At 62.2% G+C, this 16,019-nt stretch carries 14 protein-coding genes; 5 read left to right on the top strand and 9 right to left on the bottom strand.

The annotated features are described in order from the left end of the window. Positions 1-71: 71 nt before the first annotated feature. Together CK627_RS19790 and CK627_RS19785 are read right to left on the bottom strand one after the other, a co-directional pair. Positions 72-773, bottom strand: coding sequence for a lipoyl protein ligase domain-containing protein (locus CK627_RS19790; RefSeq protein ID WP_095593182.1), 702 nt, complete (start codon positions 771-773; stop codon positions 72-74). Between the two features lie 100 nt (positions 774-873). Continuing rightward, the gene (locus tag CK627_RS19785) at positions 874-2,271 is read right to left on the bottom strand and encodes a nucleobase:cation symporter-2 family protein (protein WP_095593181.1); all 1,398 of its coding nucleotides are present in this window, start codon (positions 2,269-2,271) and stop codon (positions 874-876) included. A gap of 246 nt (positions 2,272-2,517) precedes the next feature. Between CK627_RS19785 and CK627_RS19780 the strand changes: the two genes are divergently transcribed. Then, entirely contained in the window at positions 2,518-3,657 is a 1,140-nt protein-coding gene (locus CK627_RS19780; RefSeq protein ID WP_095593180.1) for a GGDEF domain-containing protein, read from the top strand. A 34-nt stretch (positions 3,658-3,691) separates the two neighbouring features. Here CK627_RS19780 and CK627_RS19775 read toward each other — a convergent pair whose 3' ends face one another. Beyond that, positions 3,692-3,940: a YciN family protein gene (locus tag CK627_RS19775; protein ID WP_005298586.1), complete on the bottom strand. Its 249-nt coding sequence runs from the start codon at positions 3,938-3,940 to the stop codon at positions 3,692-3,694. A 139-nt stretch (positions 3,941-4,079) separates the two neighbouring features. Beyond that, positions 4,080-5,459, bottom strand: a complete 1,380-nt coding sequence (locus tag CK627_RS19770; protein WP_095593179.1) for an MATE family efflux transporter — start codon at positions 5,457-5,459, stop codon at positions 4,080-4,082. 120 nt (positions 5,460-5,579) lie between these two features. Here CK627_RS19770 and CK627_RS19765 point away from each other — a divergent pair, with 120 nt between their 5' ends. Both CK627_RS19765 and CK627_RS19760 read left to right on the top strand, forming a co-directional pair. Next, positions 5,580-6,437, top strand: coding sequence for a helix-turn-helix transcriptional regulator (locus tag CK627_RS19765; protein ID WP_167385394.1), 858 nt, complete (start codon positions 5,580-5,582; stop codon positions 6,435-6,437). A 68-nt stretch (positions 6,438-6,505) separates the two neighbouring features. Then, positions 6,506-8,200: an NAD-dependent malic enzyme gene (locus CK627_RS19760; RefSeq protein ID WP_010634704.1), complete on the top strand. Its 1,695-nt coding sequence runs from the start codon at positions 6,506-6,508 to the stop codon at positions 8,198-8,200. Positions 8,201-8,330: 130 nt separating this feature from the next. Here the strand turns inward: CK627_RS19760 and CK627_RS19755 are convergent, their stop codons facing one another. From CK627_RS19755 to CK627_RS19740, 4 genes are all read right to left on the bottom strand, one after another. Continuing rightward, the gene (locus CK627_RS19755; RefSeq protein WP_095593178.1) at positions 8,331-9,392 is read right to left on the bottom strand and encodes an OmpA family protein; all 1,062 of its coding nucleotides are present in this window, start codon (positions 9,390-9,392) and stop codon (positions 8,331-8,333) included. Positions 9,393-9,610: 218 nt separating this feature from the next. After that, positions 9,611-10,612 carry a porin OmpA gene (gene ompA / locus CK627_RS19750; RefSeq protein ID WP_005298595.1) on the bottom strand — a complete coding sequence of 334 codons (1,002 nt, stop codon included), beginning with the start codon at positions 10,610-10,612 and terminating at the stop codon, positions 9,611-9,613. Between the two features lie 431 nt (positions 10,613-11,043). Beyond that, complete coding sequence (locus CK627_RS19745) at positions 11,044-12,078, bottom strand: OmpA family protein (protein ID WP_017766527.1); 1,035 nt, start codon at positions 12,076-12,078, stop codon at positions 11,044-11,046. 309 nt (positions 12,079-12,387) lie between these two features. Further along, positions 12,388-12,984, bottom strand: a complete 597-nt coding sequence (locus CK627_RS19740; protein ID WP_005298598.1) for a hypothetical protein — start codon at positions 12,982-12,984, stop codon at positions 12,388-12,390. A 259-nt stretch (positions 12,985-13,243) separates the two neighbouring features. Here CK627_RS19740 and CK627_RS19735 point away from each other — a divergent pair, with 259 nt between their 5' ends. Both CK627_RS19735 and CK627_RS19730 read left to right on the top strand, forming a co-directional pair. Beyond that, a complete protein-coding gene (locus CK627_RS19735; protein ID WP_005298604.1) occupies positions 13,244-13,510 on the top strand; it encodes a helix-turn-helix domain-containing protein in 267 nt (88 codons plus the stop codon). A 204-nt stretch (positions 13,511-13,714) separates the two neighbouring features. After that, positions 13,715-15,076 (top strand): sodium-dependent transporter, encoded by a 1,362-nt coding sequence (locus tag CK627_RS19730; protein WP_005298606.1) that lies wholly within the window; start codon positions 13,715-13,717, stop codon positions 15,074-15,076. A gap of 73 nt (positions 15,077-15,149) precedes the next feature. On the opposite strand, the gene CK627_RS19725 is transcribed toward CK627_RS19730, so the two are convergent. After that, positions 15,150-16,016, bottom strand: coding sequence for a patatin-like phospholipase family protein (locus CK627_RS19725; protein WP_005298608.1), 867 nt, complete (start codon positions 16,014-16,016; stop codon positions 15,150-15,152). Positions 16,017-16,019 lie beyond the last annotated feature (3 nt).

Here is a 16,019-nt window from a genome sequence, read left to right as displayed (position 1 = left end):
GGTCGTGGCTTTTTCTATGGGCGCTTTTATGAGGGGTGCAGGCTGCTGTGCCCGGCAGCAGGGCGCTGTGCTCACTCCTTGCTCAGCAGCGCGGTGAGCCGGGCTTTCACCCTCTCTACCAGTTCACCCTCGCTCCCTTGCCAAGCGATGGCTTGCGCCATGGTGGTGGAGGTGGCGGGGAGAAAGCGCAGCTCGCCGCCCGCCAGTTCGTAGAAGCGGCTCGCCATCCGGGTGCCCTCGTCCACGTTGCCGGCCACCAGCAGCATGGCCTGGGCCAGCACGGCGCCTTCATGATCCTGACCCGGCGCCAGCCAGCGCTGGGCGGTGCCGGTCACCTTGCGACCCCCGATCACCAGATTGTACTGGCCATCGCAAAACGAGCCGGGCACGAAGTCATAGCTGCCCTCAAGACCGTATTCCCCCAGCAGGGCGAGCAGCGGTGCCCCTAGCAGCCGGTAGTAGTGAGCCAGATCCGTGGTGGTGCGAGGCAGCATGAGCGACAGATTGAGGATGCCGGCGCCGTGGGGCACGGCGGTGCCGCCGCTGTCGCGCACATGCACGGGCCAGCCCTCGGCAGCAAGCTGCTCGCAGGCGGCCTGGTAGCGGGGCAAGCGGGTGTCCTTGCGGGTGACGATAAGGCTCTGGGGGGCCTGCCAGAGGTGGGCGCGGGGCTGGCGGTCATGGGCACACTCCCGCAACCAGAGTTGCTCCTGGGCCAGGATCCGATCCGGGGTGTGGTTGCTGGGCAGGGGGGGAAGCAGGGTATAGGGCATGGCAGGCATCCTGAGCAGAGGCTGCCCAGCACACTACCCGTGGCGGCAGGCAAGGTAAAGCCCCGCATGGGCGGGGCTTTGGTGCAAGGACTATGGAGTGTCAGGCCTGTGCGGTGGCGCGCTTGGGCAGCAGCAGGTTCATGATGATGGCGGTGAGGCCGCCGGTGGCGACGCCGTAGGAGAGCACGCTCTTGGCCAGATCCGGCAGGTGCTGCAGCACTTCCGGCACCTGGGCGACCCCGAGGCCCATGGCCAGCGACACCGCCAGGATCATCAGGGCGCGGCGGTCGAGCTCCTCGCGGGAGATGATGCGCACGCCGGCGGCGGCGATGGTGCCGAACATGACGATGGTGGCGCCGCCCAGCACGGGTTCGGGGATCTGTTGCACCAAGCTCGCCACCGCCGGGAACAGGCCGAGCAGGGCCAGCATGGCGGCGATAAAGAGGCCTACGTGGCGGCTGGCCACCCCGGTCAGCTGGATGACGCCATTGTTCTGGGCGAAGGTGGACATGGGGAAGGTGGAGAACACCGCCGCCAGCATGGAGTTGGCGCCATCGGCCAGCACGCCCCCCTTTATCCGCTCCATGTAGACGGGCCCTTCCAGCGGCTCGCCGGAGATGTCGGAGGTGGCGGTCATGTCGCCGATGGCCTCGAGCGCCGTCACCACGAAGATGATGGCGAGCGGCACGAACAGCTGCCAGTCAAAGCCGAGCCCGTAGTGCAGCGGAACAGGCACCATCAGCAGCGGGCCGTCGAAGGTGGGGGCGTTGACCTTGCCCAGCAGCAGCGCCACCGCATAGCCCACCAGCATGGCGATCATGATGGCGGAGAGGCGCAGCCAGGGGTTGCGGCTGCGCTGCAGCAGCACGATGAGGCCGAGCACCAGCAGGGAGAGGAAGAGGTTGGTGTGGCTGGCGAAGCTGCCGTCCGACAGGGCGCCATAGCCGCCTCCCATGCTGATGAGGCCCACCTTGATGAGGGTCAGGCCGATGAGCAGCACGACGATGCCGGTCACCAGTGGGGTGATGATCCGTTTGACCAGGTGCAGGAAGCGGCTCATCACCACGATGGTGAGGGCGGCCGCCAGCATGGTGCCGAACAGGGTGCCGAGCAGATCCTCGGTGGGCATGGCCGCCTGTTTGAGGGCGAGGCCGGAGGCGATGATGGGGCCGAGGAAGTTGAAGCTGGTGCCCTGCACCGAGAGCAGGCCGGAACCGAGGGGGCCGAAGCGGCGGGTCTGGATGAAGGAGGCGATGCCGGACATGACCAGCGACATGGAGACGATATAACGGGTGTCGGCGGCAGGGAGGCCGAGGGCGTTGGCGATGATGAGAGGAGGAGTGATGATGGCGACAAACATGGCGAGCATATGCTGCAGGGCGGCGAACAGGGTCTGGGGCAGGGGCGGGACATCCTCTATGCCGTAGACCAGTTCGCTGTGGGCTCGTCTGGGGGGATGGGCCTCTCGGGTTGCGCGTACGACGGCAGCCTGTTCCATAAATACCTCGAATGTGTGGGGGAGGGGGGAGAAAATTGGGCGCTATTTTAGTGATTGAGAACGGGCTGGCCAGCGCTAATTAGGCTGGAAACGGGTTTATTTTTTGATGGGTTGAAACGTTTGCGCGTGGCGATTATGATCCGCCGGTTTGTGTGACGGCGCTCGCCCGTAAATGGCCCAGGTTGCATAGGATTTTGCCGCCGCACGGCGTAGAATGAGGCCTCTGTTGCGATTTGGAGGCTCTGGATGCTGAAGCTGTCGGAGTTCTGGAGTGCCCGTGCCCACTCCGAAGATTTTACCCTGACCCGCATGGGCTTTATGACGGTGCGTCTTCGGCTGCTCACCTGTCTGCTGATGGTGGGCCTGCCCGCCTGGGCGGTGGTGGACTGGCTGACCTTGCCTGCCGCCCAGTTCGATGAACTGTTTCAGGCCCGGATCTTCTGCCTGCTCGCCCTCTCCCCGCTCATCCCCTTCTCCTACCTCATCCATTTCAAACGCGGACGCATGAAGCTGGCGCTCGGCTACCTGATGGCGGTGATGATGCTCTTCTCCCTCATCTGCCTGCACAGCTTCGGCGCGGATCAGGAGCTGCAGGCGGGCTACATGGCCTTCCCCTACCTGCTCATCAGTCTGTTCGCCATCTTCCCCATTCCGCTCTCCCTCGGCCTGCAGCTGGCGGGGGGCATTCTGGTCACCATGCTGGCCGGCAACTGGCTGCTGGTGGGGCAGCCGCTCTGGAGCGTGCAGACCCTCAACCAGATCTGGCTGCTGGGGCTGTTTGCCCTGGCCAGCAGCTGGGTGCAGTGCGGTCAGCTCAACATGCTGCTGCAGCTCTATCGGGAGTCCACCACCGACGAGCTGACTGGCATGATGAACCGCCGCCTGCTGATGAAGCAGCTGGAGAAGGCAAGGATGAGCATGGTACGCAAGCAGGTGCCGTTTGCGGTGCTGCTGCTGGATCTGGATCGTTTCAAGCGCATCAACGACACCTTCGGCCATCTGGCGGGGGATGCGGTGCTCAAAGAGGTGGCGGCGACCCTGGCGGAGCAGCTGGAGCCCGGCATGGTACTGGGCCGCTACGGCGGTGAGGAGTTTGCCATTCTGCTGCCCGACTGCGCCGAGCTGGCCCAGGCCAAGCGGGTGGCCGAGCGGCTGCGGGTGGCGGTGGAGGCGCGGCTGGTGAAGAGCCCCACCTCCGACGAACTGCTGGAGGTGACGGTGAGCATCGGTCTGACCCTGGCCCTGCGTGGCGAGGGGGTGGAGGATCTGCTCAATCGGGCCGACGAGTGCCTCTACATGGCCAAGATGGCCGGGCGCAACTGCGTGGTGGGGGAGCCGAGCGGCACGCCGGCACAGCCTGCCGCCATACAGACAGATGCCGCCTGAGGGCGGCATCTTGCTTGAGCGGGGTTGGGCGGGCTCAGCCCAGCTGGTACTTGCCGGAGAGCTGCTGAGCCAGCAGCTTGAACATGTTGAACACCGCCATGGTCTTGCCGGTCGGGGTGCCATCTTCGGCCAGGAAGAACTCCCCCTTGAACACCAGGATCTCCCCTTTCTGCTCCACCGAGTCGGCGCGCATGCCGTGGATGAAGTCTTCGTGTTCCTTGATGATCTTGTTGGCCATCTCCAGCAGGGCAGTCTCGGTGATCAGCTCTTTTTGTGGTTGCATGCTCGTCTCCTTAAACGACTACTGGGCAGGGGGCATAAGGGTCGGCCCTGCCTCTGATTGAAGAGGAGGCCAGCATACTGCAAACGGGGATTTTCTGTCATTGATATGACCCCGCATTTTCCCGCTTTGCTCTCTTCCCTTATCCCAGCACCAGATTGCGCAGCCAGCGGCGCTGGCGGATGCGGCGCTGCACCAGCAGCATCTTGCTGAGCTCCTCCAGCAGGATCACCGCCACCACCCAGGAGAGGGGCCAGCCGAGCAGGTTGACCGCTCCCCAGGCGAGCGGCAGGCCGATACACCACATGCCGACGATGTCGATGAAGATGCTGTAGTTCACGTCCCCGCCCGAGCGCAATACCCCGACGATGCCCACCATGTTGAATACCTTGAGCAGCATCCCCAGACACAGGATGGCGAGCACCTGGCCGGCCTCCGTCATCAGCTCGCCCGGCAGATTGCCGACCCACTGCAGCAGGTGGGTCTGCAGCAGCCAGACCGCGATCCCTACCAGCAGGGCACCGATGGGGGCGAGCAGCAGGAAGAGCTGGGAGTGCTGCCAGGCGACCTCGTACTCCTCCGCCCCGAGCCGGTGGCCGAGCAGGGTGGAGCAGGCCACCGCCAACCCGAAGAAGAGGGAGATGAGGATGCTCTCCAACGTGCCGAGGGTGGTCATGATGGCCAGCGAGTCGGTGCCGAGGTGGGCGTAAAGAAAGCCGTAGAGCAGCATGCCGAAGGCCCAGAGCCCGTCGTGCAGCAGCAGCGGCAGGGCGATCAGGGTGAAGCGCACCACCTCCTTGCGCTTGAAGGCGGCCAGCCAGTCTTGCTTACGTGGGATAAGACGGGGTTCGATGCGCCACACATAGCACAGCAGCAGTGCAGTCTGCAGCAGTCGCGAAATCGTGGTACCCCATGCCGAGCCGGCCACCCCCATGGCCTCGAAGCCGAAATGGCCGAAGATGAGGGCGTAGTTGAGGATGACGTTGGCGATGATGGCGACAATGCCGATGCGGGTGGGGGCGGCGGCATTGCCGACCGAGCGCAGCGCCGACTCCAACGGCACCACCACGGCGGTGCAGAGGATGGTGGCGCCGGTGATCATCAGAAACTGATCGGCCAGCTCGCGCAGCGCGGGCTCCTGGCTGGCAAAGCCGAGCACGCTGCCAGGTGAGAGCAGGTAGACGAGGGCAAACGGCAGGCTCACCGCCAGGGCGCCCACCAGCGCCAGCGCCAGCGAGCGGCGCACACCGGCCATCTCGCCGCGACCGTAATATTGTGCCGCCAATACCGAGACCCCGCCCGAGAGTCCCGCTATCACCAGTAGATTGAAGAAGAAGACCCGGTTACCCAAGCCGACCGCCGCCACAGCCGTGGTGCCAAGCTGGCTCACCATCATGATGTCGATGAGACCGAGCAGGGAGAACATCATGGATTGTAGTGAGACCGGCAGGGCCAGCCGCCACAATCGGGTCATGAACTCGCGATCGGTGGTTTGTTTTAAAATCGCTTGCCAATAATTCATTTATGTTAACCGGGTAGATAAAAAGCAAGGTTTGTCATGGGTATGATAGGGGGAGTAGCGGGTGGCTTCACTGTGAGCCTCTCTCGGCTTTCTTGTGCAAAACTATCCTGTTGAGGTGCTATGCCGTTTGTCAGCGAGTGTCTGGAAATCGCCCCGGCCTGCGAGGAGCGAATGCTGGGGCGCGAAGGGCTGCCACTGCTCGGGGAGGCGGGCATCTTCCTGACCGGGCTCTCGCACATCCGCGATCACTACCTGATCCGCCGCAACCGGCCTGAGTTTCACATCCTGATGGTGAGCCACGACGAAGGGGGGGCTCTGCTCACCGATGACGGTGAGCAGCCCATCCCGGCCGGTTCGCTCATCTTCTTGCCGGCGGCAGTGCCGGGCGGCCTCAAGCTGGTGGGGGCGCAGTGGCGCACCAGCTGGATCCTGCTTGACGACGTGCCGCGCTGGCAGCACCTGCATCGGCTCGGTCACCGCATCTGGCAGGGGGAAGAGGGGGAGCCGCTCTATCATCTGCTCAGCCTGATGCAGGGGGAGGGTGTGCATTCACCGCTGCAGCCCCAGCTGCTGAGCCTGCTGCTGGCGCTCTTGGAACGTACCCTGCAGGGGGAGGTGCGAGGCACCCCCGAGATCCGGTTGCAGGCGTTGTTTCGACGGGTGGAGGCACGCCTCGACGAGCCCTGGAGCGTGGCCTTGCTGGCCGATCAGATGGCCTGCTCGGTGCCCCACCTGCACCGGCTCTGCCGGCAGGTGTTCGGCATGAGCCCCATGGCCTGGCTCACCGAGCTTCGTATGAACAAGGCGCGCCAGCTGCTGCTCTATACCAACTGGCCGCTGGGCGAGCTGGCCGGCCGGGTCGGTTACAGCGACGGCGCCAACTTTGCCAACCGCTTTCGCCGGCTCACTGGTCTGACCCCAGGCGCCTTTCGTCGCCTGGGTCGCAAACCTTTTGCAACGGATGTGCAAACTCTTTGAAATTAACGGCGCAAGCCCATAGGATCGGCGGACTCCTTCGTCCAGGTCATCGTTTAGGTACCCGATCCATGTTTGAAGATAATAACCAGAAACGCCCCCTCTACATTCCCTATGCCGGTCCGGCCCTGCTGGAGACCCCGCTGCTCAACAAGGGCAGCGCCTTCACCAGCGAAGAGCGCAGCAACTTCAACCTCGAAGGCCTGCTGCCCCAGAATATCGAGACCATCGAAGAGCAGGCCGAGCGGGCCTACCGTCAGTTCATGGCGTTCGGCAACGACATGGACAAGCACATCTACCTGCGCAACATCCAGGACACCAACGAGACGCTCTTCTACCGGCTGCTGACCAACCATCTGACCGAGATGCTGCCGGTCATCTACACCCCGACCGTCGGCAAGGCGTGCGAGGAGTTCTCCAACATCTACCGCCGCGCCCGCGGCCTGTTCATCTCGTATCCGGACAAGGACAGGATCGATGACATGCTGCAGAACGCCACCAAGCAGAACGTCAAGGTGATCGTGGTCACCGACGGTGAGCGGATCCTGGGTCTCGGCGATCAGGGCATCGGCGGCATGGGCATTCCCATCGGCAAGCTGTCGCTCTACACCGCCTGTGGTGGCATCTCGCCGGCTTACTGCCTGCCGGTGGTGCTGGACGTGGGCACCAACAACCAGCAGTTGCTGAATGACCCCTTCTACATGGGCTGGCGCAATCCGCGCATCTCGGGCGAAGAGTATGCCGAGTTCGTCGACGCCTTCATTCAGGCGGTGAAGCGCCGCTGGCCCGACATCCTGCTGCAGTTCGAGGATTTCGCCCAGAACAACGCCATGCCGCTGCTCAACCGTTACAAGAACGAGCTCTGCTGTTTCAACGACGACATTCAGGGCACCGCCGCCGTGACGCTGGGGAGCCTGATCGCCGCCTGCAAGGCCTCCGGCGCCAAGCTCTCCGAGAAGCGGGTTGCCTTCCTCGGCGCGGGCAGCGCCGGTTGCGGCATCGCCGAACAGATAGTGGCGCAGATGAAGGCCGAGGGGCTGACCGATGCCCAGGCGCGCAGCCGGGTCTTCATGGTGGACAGATTCGGCCTCATCACCGACAAGATCCCCAACCAGCTCGACTTCCAGCGTCGCCTCTCCCAACCGGTAGAACGCATCGCCGACTGGCCGGTGGGGGACAACATCTCATTGCTGGAGGTGATGGAGCACGGTCGCCCGGACATCCTGATCGGGGTCTCCGGCCAGCCGGGGCTGTTCACCGAAGAGGTGGTCAAGACCATGCACAAGCACTGTGCCCGTCCCATCATCTTCCCGCTCTCCAACCCCACCTCCCGGGTGGAGGCGACGCCGGCAGATCTGATCCGCTGGACCGACGGTCAGGCGCTGGTGGCCACCGGCAGCCCGTTTGCGCCGGTGGAGTACAAGGGCAAGCGCTACGTCATCGCCCAGTGCAACAACTCCTTCATCTTCCCGGGGATCGGCCTTGGCGTCATCGCCGCCGGTGCCACTCGGGTGACTGACGCCATGCTGATGTCGGCCAGTCGCGCACTGGCGGAGTGCTCGCCGCTGGTGAAGGGGGAGGAGGGCTCCTTGCTGCCGGATCTGGCGGACATTCATGAGGTTTCCCGCTACATCGCCAAGATGGTGGCCAAGACCGCCATGCTGCAGGGCAAGGCGGTACAGACTCCGGACGAGGTGATCGATCAATCCATCGAGGCCAACTTCTGGCGCCCCGAGTATCGTCGCTATCGCCGCACCTCCTTCTGATTTCGGCGGGAAGGCGCAAAGCAAAAGGGATGCCTCGGCATCCCTTTTTTGTGCATGGCGTGGCGGGCTTGCTGGCCGGCGCGCTGTCATCTGCACCTGGTCACACGTCCGGCCTTCTGCTCGGCCTGGTTCACTGCTCTGCTGGCATCTCCGGCGCGGCGGGCTCGGCGCTCCCTTGGGTACCGGTGACCCGCACTTCCACCCGGCGATCCGGAGCCAGGCAGTCGATGAGGGCGGCTTTGGCCTTGATGGCATCACACTGACTGCCGGTGACCGGGTTGCTCTCGCCATTGCCCTGGATGCTCACCTTGTCGGCGGGCAGCCCCTTGCCGATCAGGAAGTTGGCGACCGTGCTGGCGCGGGCCTCCGACAGCCTCTGGTTGTTGGCATCCGTGCCTATGCGGTCGGTGTAGCCCATCACCACGGCGCTGCCATCCTTGGGCTGGACGTCGACGATCTGCTGGTAGAGCGAGTCGAGTGCCTGCATCCCCTCCGGCTTGAGATCCGCCTTGCCGAACGCAAACAGCACGTCCGAGCTCAGGTTGAAGGTCTGGTCCACCGGCTCGGGGGCGGGCGGTGGCGGGGGAACGACCATGGGGGCGGGGGCCGGTTCGACCGGTTTGCTGCGATTGGGGTGGATCACCAGCTCCAGGGTGGCGGTGCTGATGTCGCTGACCCAGCGCTGGGTGCCGCTGCCCACCTTGTCGTTGTCAGGATCGTCGCCGACCCGGACCAGATAGCGGTAGCGGGCCTGGATGTCGACCCAGTCGTGCAGCTTGGCGGTGAGGCCGAGGCCGGCCAGCGGAGCCAGGTTGTTGTCACCGCCGTTGACGGATTTGACGTGGTAGAGGTAACCGCCCCCCTCGGCGAACACCGAGAAGATATCCCCCAGCGGCAGCCGCCCAATCACCGACAGGGTGGCACCCTGGCTGCTGAAGTCATTGCCCTGCACATCCCAGTTGCCGGTCGACAGGTAACCCAGTTCACCTCCCAGGTTCTCGGTGAAGTTGTAGCCGCCGAACAGGGAGAGTGCGGTGGCATCCTTGCTCGCATCCTTGCCAAAGTCACCCAGATCGTGAGCGATGGCCCAGCCGCCACCCACCCCGGCGTACCAGTCGTTGTCCGGCGCCGCCTGGGCACCCGTGGCCGCCAATGCCAATGCAATCCAAACCGGTTTTACTTTTATGTTCATCGCGTATCCTCGTCGATGCTGGTGTAGTAGGGCGCAAGCCCTGTTGAGTACAACCACCACTATTTATAGGTGATGCAGAGCGTTTAACCAGCTGACGGGGCAGGTTGGCAGGAAATGTGCACAGAAATGCGCACAAAAGCGGAGCAGGATGACGGGCCTGACGAGGGGAATAAAAAAGGAGGCCTGATGGCCTCCTTCATGGTCAGCGGGCTGACGACTTACTGTTGAACTTGCTGTACACCGGTGACGCGCACTTCAACGCGACGATCCGGCGCCAGGCAGGAGATCAGCTGAGCCTTGGCCTTGATGCCGTTGCACTGGGTACCGGTGACCGGGTTGGCCTTGCCTTGACCCTCGATGGAGACCTTGCCAGCCGGCAGACCCTTGCCGACCAGGAAGTCGGCCACGGTGCGGGCACGGGCTTCGGACAGCTTCAGGTTGTAGGCTTCGGAGCCGATGCGGTCGGTGTAACCGACGACCACGGCGCTGCCATCTTTGGGCTGAACGTCGACGATCTGCTGATACAGGGTGTTCAGGGCGGCCACACCTTCCGGCTTCAGAGTGGATTTGCCGAAGGCAAACAGCACGTCCGAGCTCAGGGAGAAGTTCTTGTCGACCATCACCGGCTCAGGAACGGGCTCGGGTGCCGGGGCGGGCACGGGGGCCACATAGGTGGTGCGGTTAGGGTGCATCACCAGCTCCAGGGTGGCCACGCTCATGTCGGTTTCCCAGGTCTTCTGCTCGTCACCCAGGTTCCACATGTAGCGGTAGCGGGCTTGCAGATCGAGCAGGTCGGAGAGCTTGGCGGTCACGCCCAGACCGGCCAGCGGGGCTGTACCGTTGTCGCTGCTGCCGTTGCCGTTGACGTGGTTGAAGTAGGCGCCGCCTTCTGCAAACACGGAGAAGATGTCGCCGAGCGGCAGACGGGCCAGACCGGACAGGGTCGCGCCCTGGGTCTTGAAGTCAACGCCGTCAACGCCGCCTTTGCCGGCATAGAGGTAACCCAGCTCGGCGCCGAAGTTCTCGTTGAAGTTGTAGCCGCCAAACAGGGAGAGCGCGGTGGCGTCCTTGTCTGCGTCTTTGCCGAAGTCGTCCAGGTCGTGACCATAAGCCCAACCTGCGCCCATACCTGTGTACCAGTCGTTGGAGGCTTGAGCGGTGGTGGTGCCCATGGCTGCGATGGCCAGAGCAATCAGGGTGGGTGCCATTTTCATTTTCATCGTTTTATCCTCGTTGAGTTTGCCGTGCTAGGGCGTACTGCGCACTCTTTCAGTTATACCGGCCGCAGATGACAGTCTCACTGCGACCTCCATGGTGAACCACGGTTGGTCTGAATGAAAAAAGAGATGGTTCCTGGATACTCACGAAGCCTTGGCTTCATGGACAACTAACCGGGCCGAATGCACTTTTAATAGTTCATCCAATACCTTACAAGCGGGTTTACTGTATTCTTTTGACTCGCACGGATCAAGTTTCTGTACAGATATCCAGCACTGGCGCGGCGCTGCGGTGATTATGGAGAAGGAAGCCGGGGGAAATGATTTGACAGGAAGTGACGCTGGTTGCTGTGTTTTTGCTCAAAAACAGACGGTGGGCAAACAAAAGGGGATGCCGTGGCATCCCCTTTTCGCATTATCTGAACGGCGTCAGATTACTTCTGAACTTCTTGTACGCCAGATACGCGAACTTCTACGCGACGGTCCGGAGCCAGGCAGGAGATCAGCTGAGCTTTGGCTTTCACGCCGTTGCACTTGGTGCCGGTAACCGGGTTGGCTTCGCCACGACCTTCGATGGCAACCTTGCTGGCAGCCATACCCTTGCTGACCAGGAAGTTGGCAACGGTGCGGGCACGGGCTTCAGACAGCTTCTGGTTGTAGGCGTCGGAACCGATACGGTCGGTGTAACCAACGACAACAGCGTTGCCATCTTTCGGCTGGAACTCAACGATCTGCTGGTACAGAGCGTTCAGGGCAGCAACGCCTTCCGGCTTCAGGCTGTCTTTGCCGAAGGCGAACAGCACGTCGGAGTTCAGGGCGAAGTTCTTCTCAACTACCTGCGGAGCCGGGGCCGGGGCTTCTTCAACAACCGGAGCCGGAGCCGGAGCTACGTAGGAAGTACGGAACGGGTGGTATACGGCTTCCAGGGTCGCAACGCTCTGGTTGGACTTGTAGCGTACGTCGTCCGGGGCGTCGCCTGCGTGCAGGTCAGCCACGTCCCACATGTAGCGGTAGCGAGCTTGCAGATCCAGGGCGTCGTTGACCTTGTAGGTCACGCCCAGGCCAGCCAGCGGGGATACTTTGGTGTCGCTGGTGCCCAGACCGTCGGTGTGAGCCCAGTAGGCGCCGCCTTCAGCGAAAGCGGAGAAGTCGCCGCCCAGCGGCAGACGAGCGATACCGGACAGGGTGGCACCCTGGTTCTCGTAACGCAGACCGTCGGTGTTGCCGCGGCCAGCGTACTGGTAACCGAATTCGGTACCGAAGTTTTCGGTGAAGTTGTAACCGACGAAGGCGTTGGCAGCAGCAGCGTCTTCAGTACCAGCGTAACCGCCACCACCGATCTTGTTCAGACCGTTGAAGTGGGCAGCACCGGCACCGGCACCGAAGTAGATGTCGTCAGCGGCGTGAGCGGCAGTTGCACCCATGGCAGCCATGGCGATGGCGATCAGGGAAGGAGCCATTTTCATCATAAAAAAATCCTCGTTGAGATGGCACGTTGTTCACGTGCTTCGCACTTTTTAATTTATGTAAGCTGCAGGCTCTGCCGAACAACAGCGTTGAGTCTGGCAGGGATCCCGGTTCCTTCCGGGAGGCACGCATTCCTGGTGCACTAGCGAGCGGGGGACATTGCCAAAACAATGGTTCACCCCTTCACGAACAGCCGGTGTCATTCCGATGACGTGGCGCACTCTATGCCGAATTCAAAACATGATCAAGCTCACACATAATCCATATGGCAGATTGTGTCGTGTGGGTAACTGGCTGTTTATCCAGATTAATTAGTGATCCAAATAGGATCTGTGCAGTCTCTTTTCGAGTTTCATATAGGCCTGAACCCAGTCAGATTGCGCCATGGCGGGAGATTCCCTCGCCTGGAACACCGCCAGATAATCGGCCTCGGTTGCTTCGCACAGTAAGGGTGTAAAACTGACCAAAAAATGCCGGGCCAGGTAGGGGTCGAGGGGCCAGATATTGAGGATGGCCCGGGCCACAGGCTGTACTGCAGCTGAACAGCAAAAGTGGCGGTGGCCCGCCTCGAGCCAGTCGGCCATCTCGGCAAGCGCGCTGGTGGGGACCAGACCGCCATCCCCTTTTGTGCTGGCCAGTGTCAGCTGCTGGCCATTGCCAAGCAGCAGGGTTCCCGCTTCCTGCATGACGCCGTCGTGGCTGCGCAGGGAAAGTCCGGCAACGGGCTGGTCGAGAAACAGGCTGCTCTTGTCATCCAGCGCAGCCAAAACTGCTGCCGCCTGATCGTGCAGGGCGGCGGGCAACCAGAAGGCTTCGGCGCGAGTCTGCTGGCCTTGCTGCAATTGGCGACTGAGTTCTGCGGGGGAGGATACCGGGTGTAAACAGGAGATTATGCCGGGAAGTGCCATGAGTTCTTACTCTTAAGGGATAGCCCGCGGATTATACGAGTAATTCCTGTGGCAACAATAAAGGTTTCTTTTCGAGACTGTTTACCTGAGGCGGTTGAGCGATTACCATCCCCGATGTTTGCAAGGGTTGTCGTCGAAAGACGCTGATTAAAGATAGAGACTCGACCATAACGAGTCCGTTCAAAACTGATACACTTGACTACGAGTCGTCGCGAAAAATAAAGGTGGAGTCAATCCGCCGTACGGAGTATGGAACAATATGAATTCAAATATCGTAACTGTTGGTAAGAAGATCCGTCAGATCCGTGAAGCAGTCGGCCTGAGCCGTCCCAAGTTTGCTGATCTGCTGGGCGTTCCCCCGACCACCCTGAAGAACTATGAGCTGGGTTATCGTGAAGTTGGTGGCGCCTTCCTGGTGGCCCTGGCTCACCACCCGGAACTGCACAAGTTCACCCTCTGGCTGCTGGCTGACAAGAAAGTCGCCGAGATCGGCCAGATCGGTCCGGACGATATTGCCAAGGCTTGATCTGATTGAGCCCTGACAAAAATGCCGCCCTCGAGGCGGCATTTTTTATTCATCATATTTATTATTGATTTAATTAAATTTGGCTATTTGTGCTCTCACCAAGGCTTTTCACGAAAATACCTTGGCAAGCCGAATCAATCCTCAGAAAATTCCGACCGCTAAAATTAGCAGTACCCCTCGCATGATGCGCACAGTGAGACAAGCATGAGTCAAATCACTCCCAAGGCCAGAGATGGCTTTACCAGCAAATTCGGCGTTCTTGCCGCCACCCTGGGCTCAGCCGTCGGGCTGGGAAATATCTGGAAGTTTCCCTACCTGACGGGCGAAAACGGCGGCGCCGGTTTCCTGCTGGTCTATGTCATCGCCACCCTGCTGGTCGGCCTGCCGGTGATGATCTCGGAGATCATGCTGGGGCGCAAAGGCAAGTCCGACGCCGTCACCACCCTCAGCAAGCTGGCCCCCAAGGGGCAGCCCTGGTGGTTGATCGCCCTGATGGGGGTGCTGGCCGCCTTCCTTATCATGTCCTTCTACTCCGAAGTGGCGGCCTGGGTCTTTGCCTACATCTTCAAGGCCGTTGACGGCTCCATCCTGTCGACCGATCCCAAGGTGACCGGGGCGGCCTTCGGGGCGCTGATAAGCGACCCGCTGCAGAGCCTGCTCTGGCAGTGGCTGGTACTGATCCTGATGGGGGGTATCCTGCTGATGGGGGTCTCCAAGGGGATCGAGGCGGTCACCAAGAAGCTGATGCCGGTGCTCTTCATCCTGCTGCTCGTTATCGGCATCCGCAGCCTGACCCTGCCCGGGGCCAGCCAGGGGCTGCACTTTCTGTTCTCGCCGGATCTCTCCAAGATCACCGCCGGGGTGGTGCTGACCGCCATGGGGCTCGCCTTCTTCAAACTCTCCATCGGCATGGGTTGCATGATGACCTATGGCAGCTACTTTCGGGATGATCAGAACATCCCGCTGACCACTTTCCGGGTGATGTGTGCCGACCTGTTCGTCTCCATGCTGGCCGGCATCGCCATCTTCCCGGCGGTATTCGCCTTCGGTTTTGAGCCCACCGCCGGTCCCTCCCTGCTCTTCATCACCATTCCGGCGGTGTTTGCCAGCATTCCGTTTGGCCACCTGTTCATGGTGCTGTTCTTCGTGCTCTCCGCCATCGCCGCCACCGGTGCCATGCTCTCCATCCTGGAAGTGCCGGTCTCGGTGGTGTCAGAGCGATTCCACATGAGCCGCCCCAAGGCGACCCTGCTCAACCTGCTGGTGCTGGGGGCGGTGGGGTCGACCTGCGCGCTCTCCAACAGCTCGCTGGCGGAGGTACAGATCGCCGGCAAGACCTTCTTCGACCTGTTCGATTTCGTCTCCTCCAACGTATTGATGCCCCTTGGCGGCATCTTCCTCTGCCTGTTCGTGGGCTGGGTGTGGGGCTTCGAGCGGATGAAGGAGGCGCTGACCAACGGTGGCGAGCTGGAGCTGGCCATCCTCAAGCCGCTCTTCTTCATCATCCGTTACGTGTCGCCGCTGTTGATCCTGATCGTGATGCTCAAGGGGCTGGGGCTGTTCTAGACCAGCCGTTTCCACAGTAAAAGAGCGCCGCAAGGCGCTCTTTTTGTTGGTGATGCGGATCCGGTGAACCGTGCTAGATGAGGCCTAAGCGGGACAACTCTTCCTTGAGCTGATCGGCGTTGCGCTCGACGCAGGCTTCGCCTTCGTTGATGGCATCGCTGGCGCGGTGGAAATCCATGATGGAGAAGCTGCCAAGGCGCGGGCAGAGCTGGATCTCGGGCGGGTCGCCAGCCATCCGTGCTCGGGTGATGCGCTCCTGCATGATGTTGATGGAGCCGGTCATCACGCTCCACATGCCGGGTGTGTTGGGGCTGTCGCCCCGGTTGAACCACTGGCTGAAGCGGTTGCCGCCACTGGGTTCGTCCGGCTCGTCGGTCCAGGGCTGGTGCATGTCGGCGTTGAGGTTGACCGCGATCACCACCTCGGCTCCCATGGCGCGAGCCAGCGAGATGGGCACCGGGTTGACCACGGCGCCATCCACCAGCCAGCGATCGTCGACCCGGGTCGGGGTCAGGATGCCGGGCATGCCGCAGGAGGCGCGCACGCACTGGCGCAGCGGACCCTGCTGCAACCAGATCTCGCGACCGGTGTCGAGCTCGGTGGCGACGCAGGCGAAGGGGAGCGGCAGGCTCTCGATGGCGGGATCCCCTAAGTGATTGGCGGCGATGCCGAACACCTTCTCGCCGCGAAACAGGCCGCCGGAGAGGGCCGGATCGAGCAGGCTGACCACCTGCAAGCGGCTGAAGCCGCGCACCCAGCTCTCCAGCTTGTCCAGTTCACCAGCGGCATAGGCGGCGCCGACAAAGCTGCCGATGGAGCAGCCGGCCACCAGATCCGGTTTGACACCGAGCCGCTCCAGCGCCCGTATGATGCCGATGTGTGCCCATCCACGGGCTGCGCCGCTGCCAAGAGCCAGTCCCACACGGGGTTTTCGTGCCACTTT

The organism is Aeromonas dhakensis (assembly GCF_002285935.1).
Classification (GTDB): Bacteria; Pseudomonadota; Gammaproteobacteria; order Enterobacterales; family Aeromonadaceae; genus Aeromonas; species Aeromonas dhakensis.
The sequence above is the reverse complement of the archived record's forward strand: the minus strand, read 5'-3'. Positions and strand labels throughout refer to the sequence as shown.

Bases quoted from the DNA above. Each gene is read 5' to 3' on its own strand.
- CK627_RS19770 (WP_095593179.1), bottom strand. From the start codon at position 5,459: ATGAATTATTGGCAAGCGATTTTAAAACAAACCACCGATCGCGAGTTC.
- CK627_RS19775 (WP_005298586.1), bottom strand. From the start codon at position 3,940: ATGCAACCACAAAAAGAGCTGATCACCGAGACTGCCCTGCTGGAGATG.
- CK627_RS19735 (WP_005298604.1), top strand. From the start codon at position 13,244: ATGAATTCAAATATCGTAACTGTTGGTAAGAAGATCCGTCAGATCCGT.
- CK627_RS19785 (WP_095593181.1), bottom strand. From the start codon at position 2,271: ATGGAACAGGCTGCCGTCGTACGCGCAACCCGAGAGGCCCATCCCCCC.
- CK627_RS19760 (WP_010634704.1), top strand. From the start codon at position 6,506: ATGTTTGAAGATAATAACCAGAAACGCCCCCTCTACATTCCCTATGCC.
- CK627_RS19790 (WP_095593182.1), bottom strand. From the start codon at position 773: ATGCCCTATACCCTGCTTCCCCCCCTGCCCAGCAACCACACCCCGGAT.
- CK627_RS19745 (WP_017766527.1), bottom strand. From the start codon at position 12,078: ATGATGAAAATGGCTCCTTCCCTGATCGCCATCGCCATGGCTGCCATG.
- CK627_RS19765 (WP_167385394.1), top strand. From the start codon at position 5,580: ATGCCGTTTGTCAGCGAGTGTCTGGAAATCGCCCCGGCCTGCGAGGAG.
- CK627_RS19780 (WP_095593180.1), top strand. From the start codon at position 2,518: ATGCTGAAGCTGTCGGAGTTCTGGAGTGCCCGTGCCCACTCCGAAGAT.
- CK627_RS19740 (WP_005298598.1), bottom strand. From the start codon at position 12,984: ATGGCACTTCCCGGCATAATCTCCTGTTTACACCCGGTATCCTCCCCC.
- CK627_RS19730 (WP_005298606.1), top strand. From the start codon at position 13,715: ATGAGTCAAATCACTCCCAAGGCCAGAGATGGCTTTACCAGCAAATTC.
- CK627_RS19755 (WP_095593178.1), bottom strand. From the start codon at position 9,392: ATGAACATAAAAGTAAAACCGGTTTGGATTGCATTGGCATTGGCGGCC.
- ompA (WP_005298595.1), bottom strand. From the start codon at position 10,612: ATGAAAATGAAAATGGCACCCACCCTGATTGCTCTGGCCATCGCAGCC.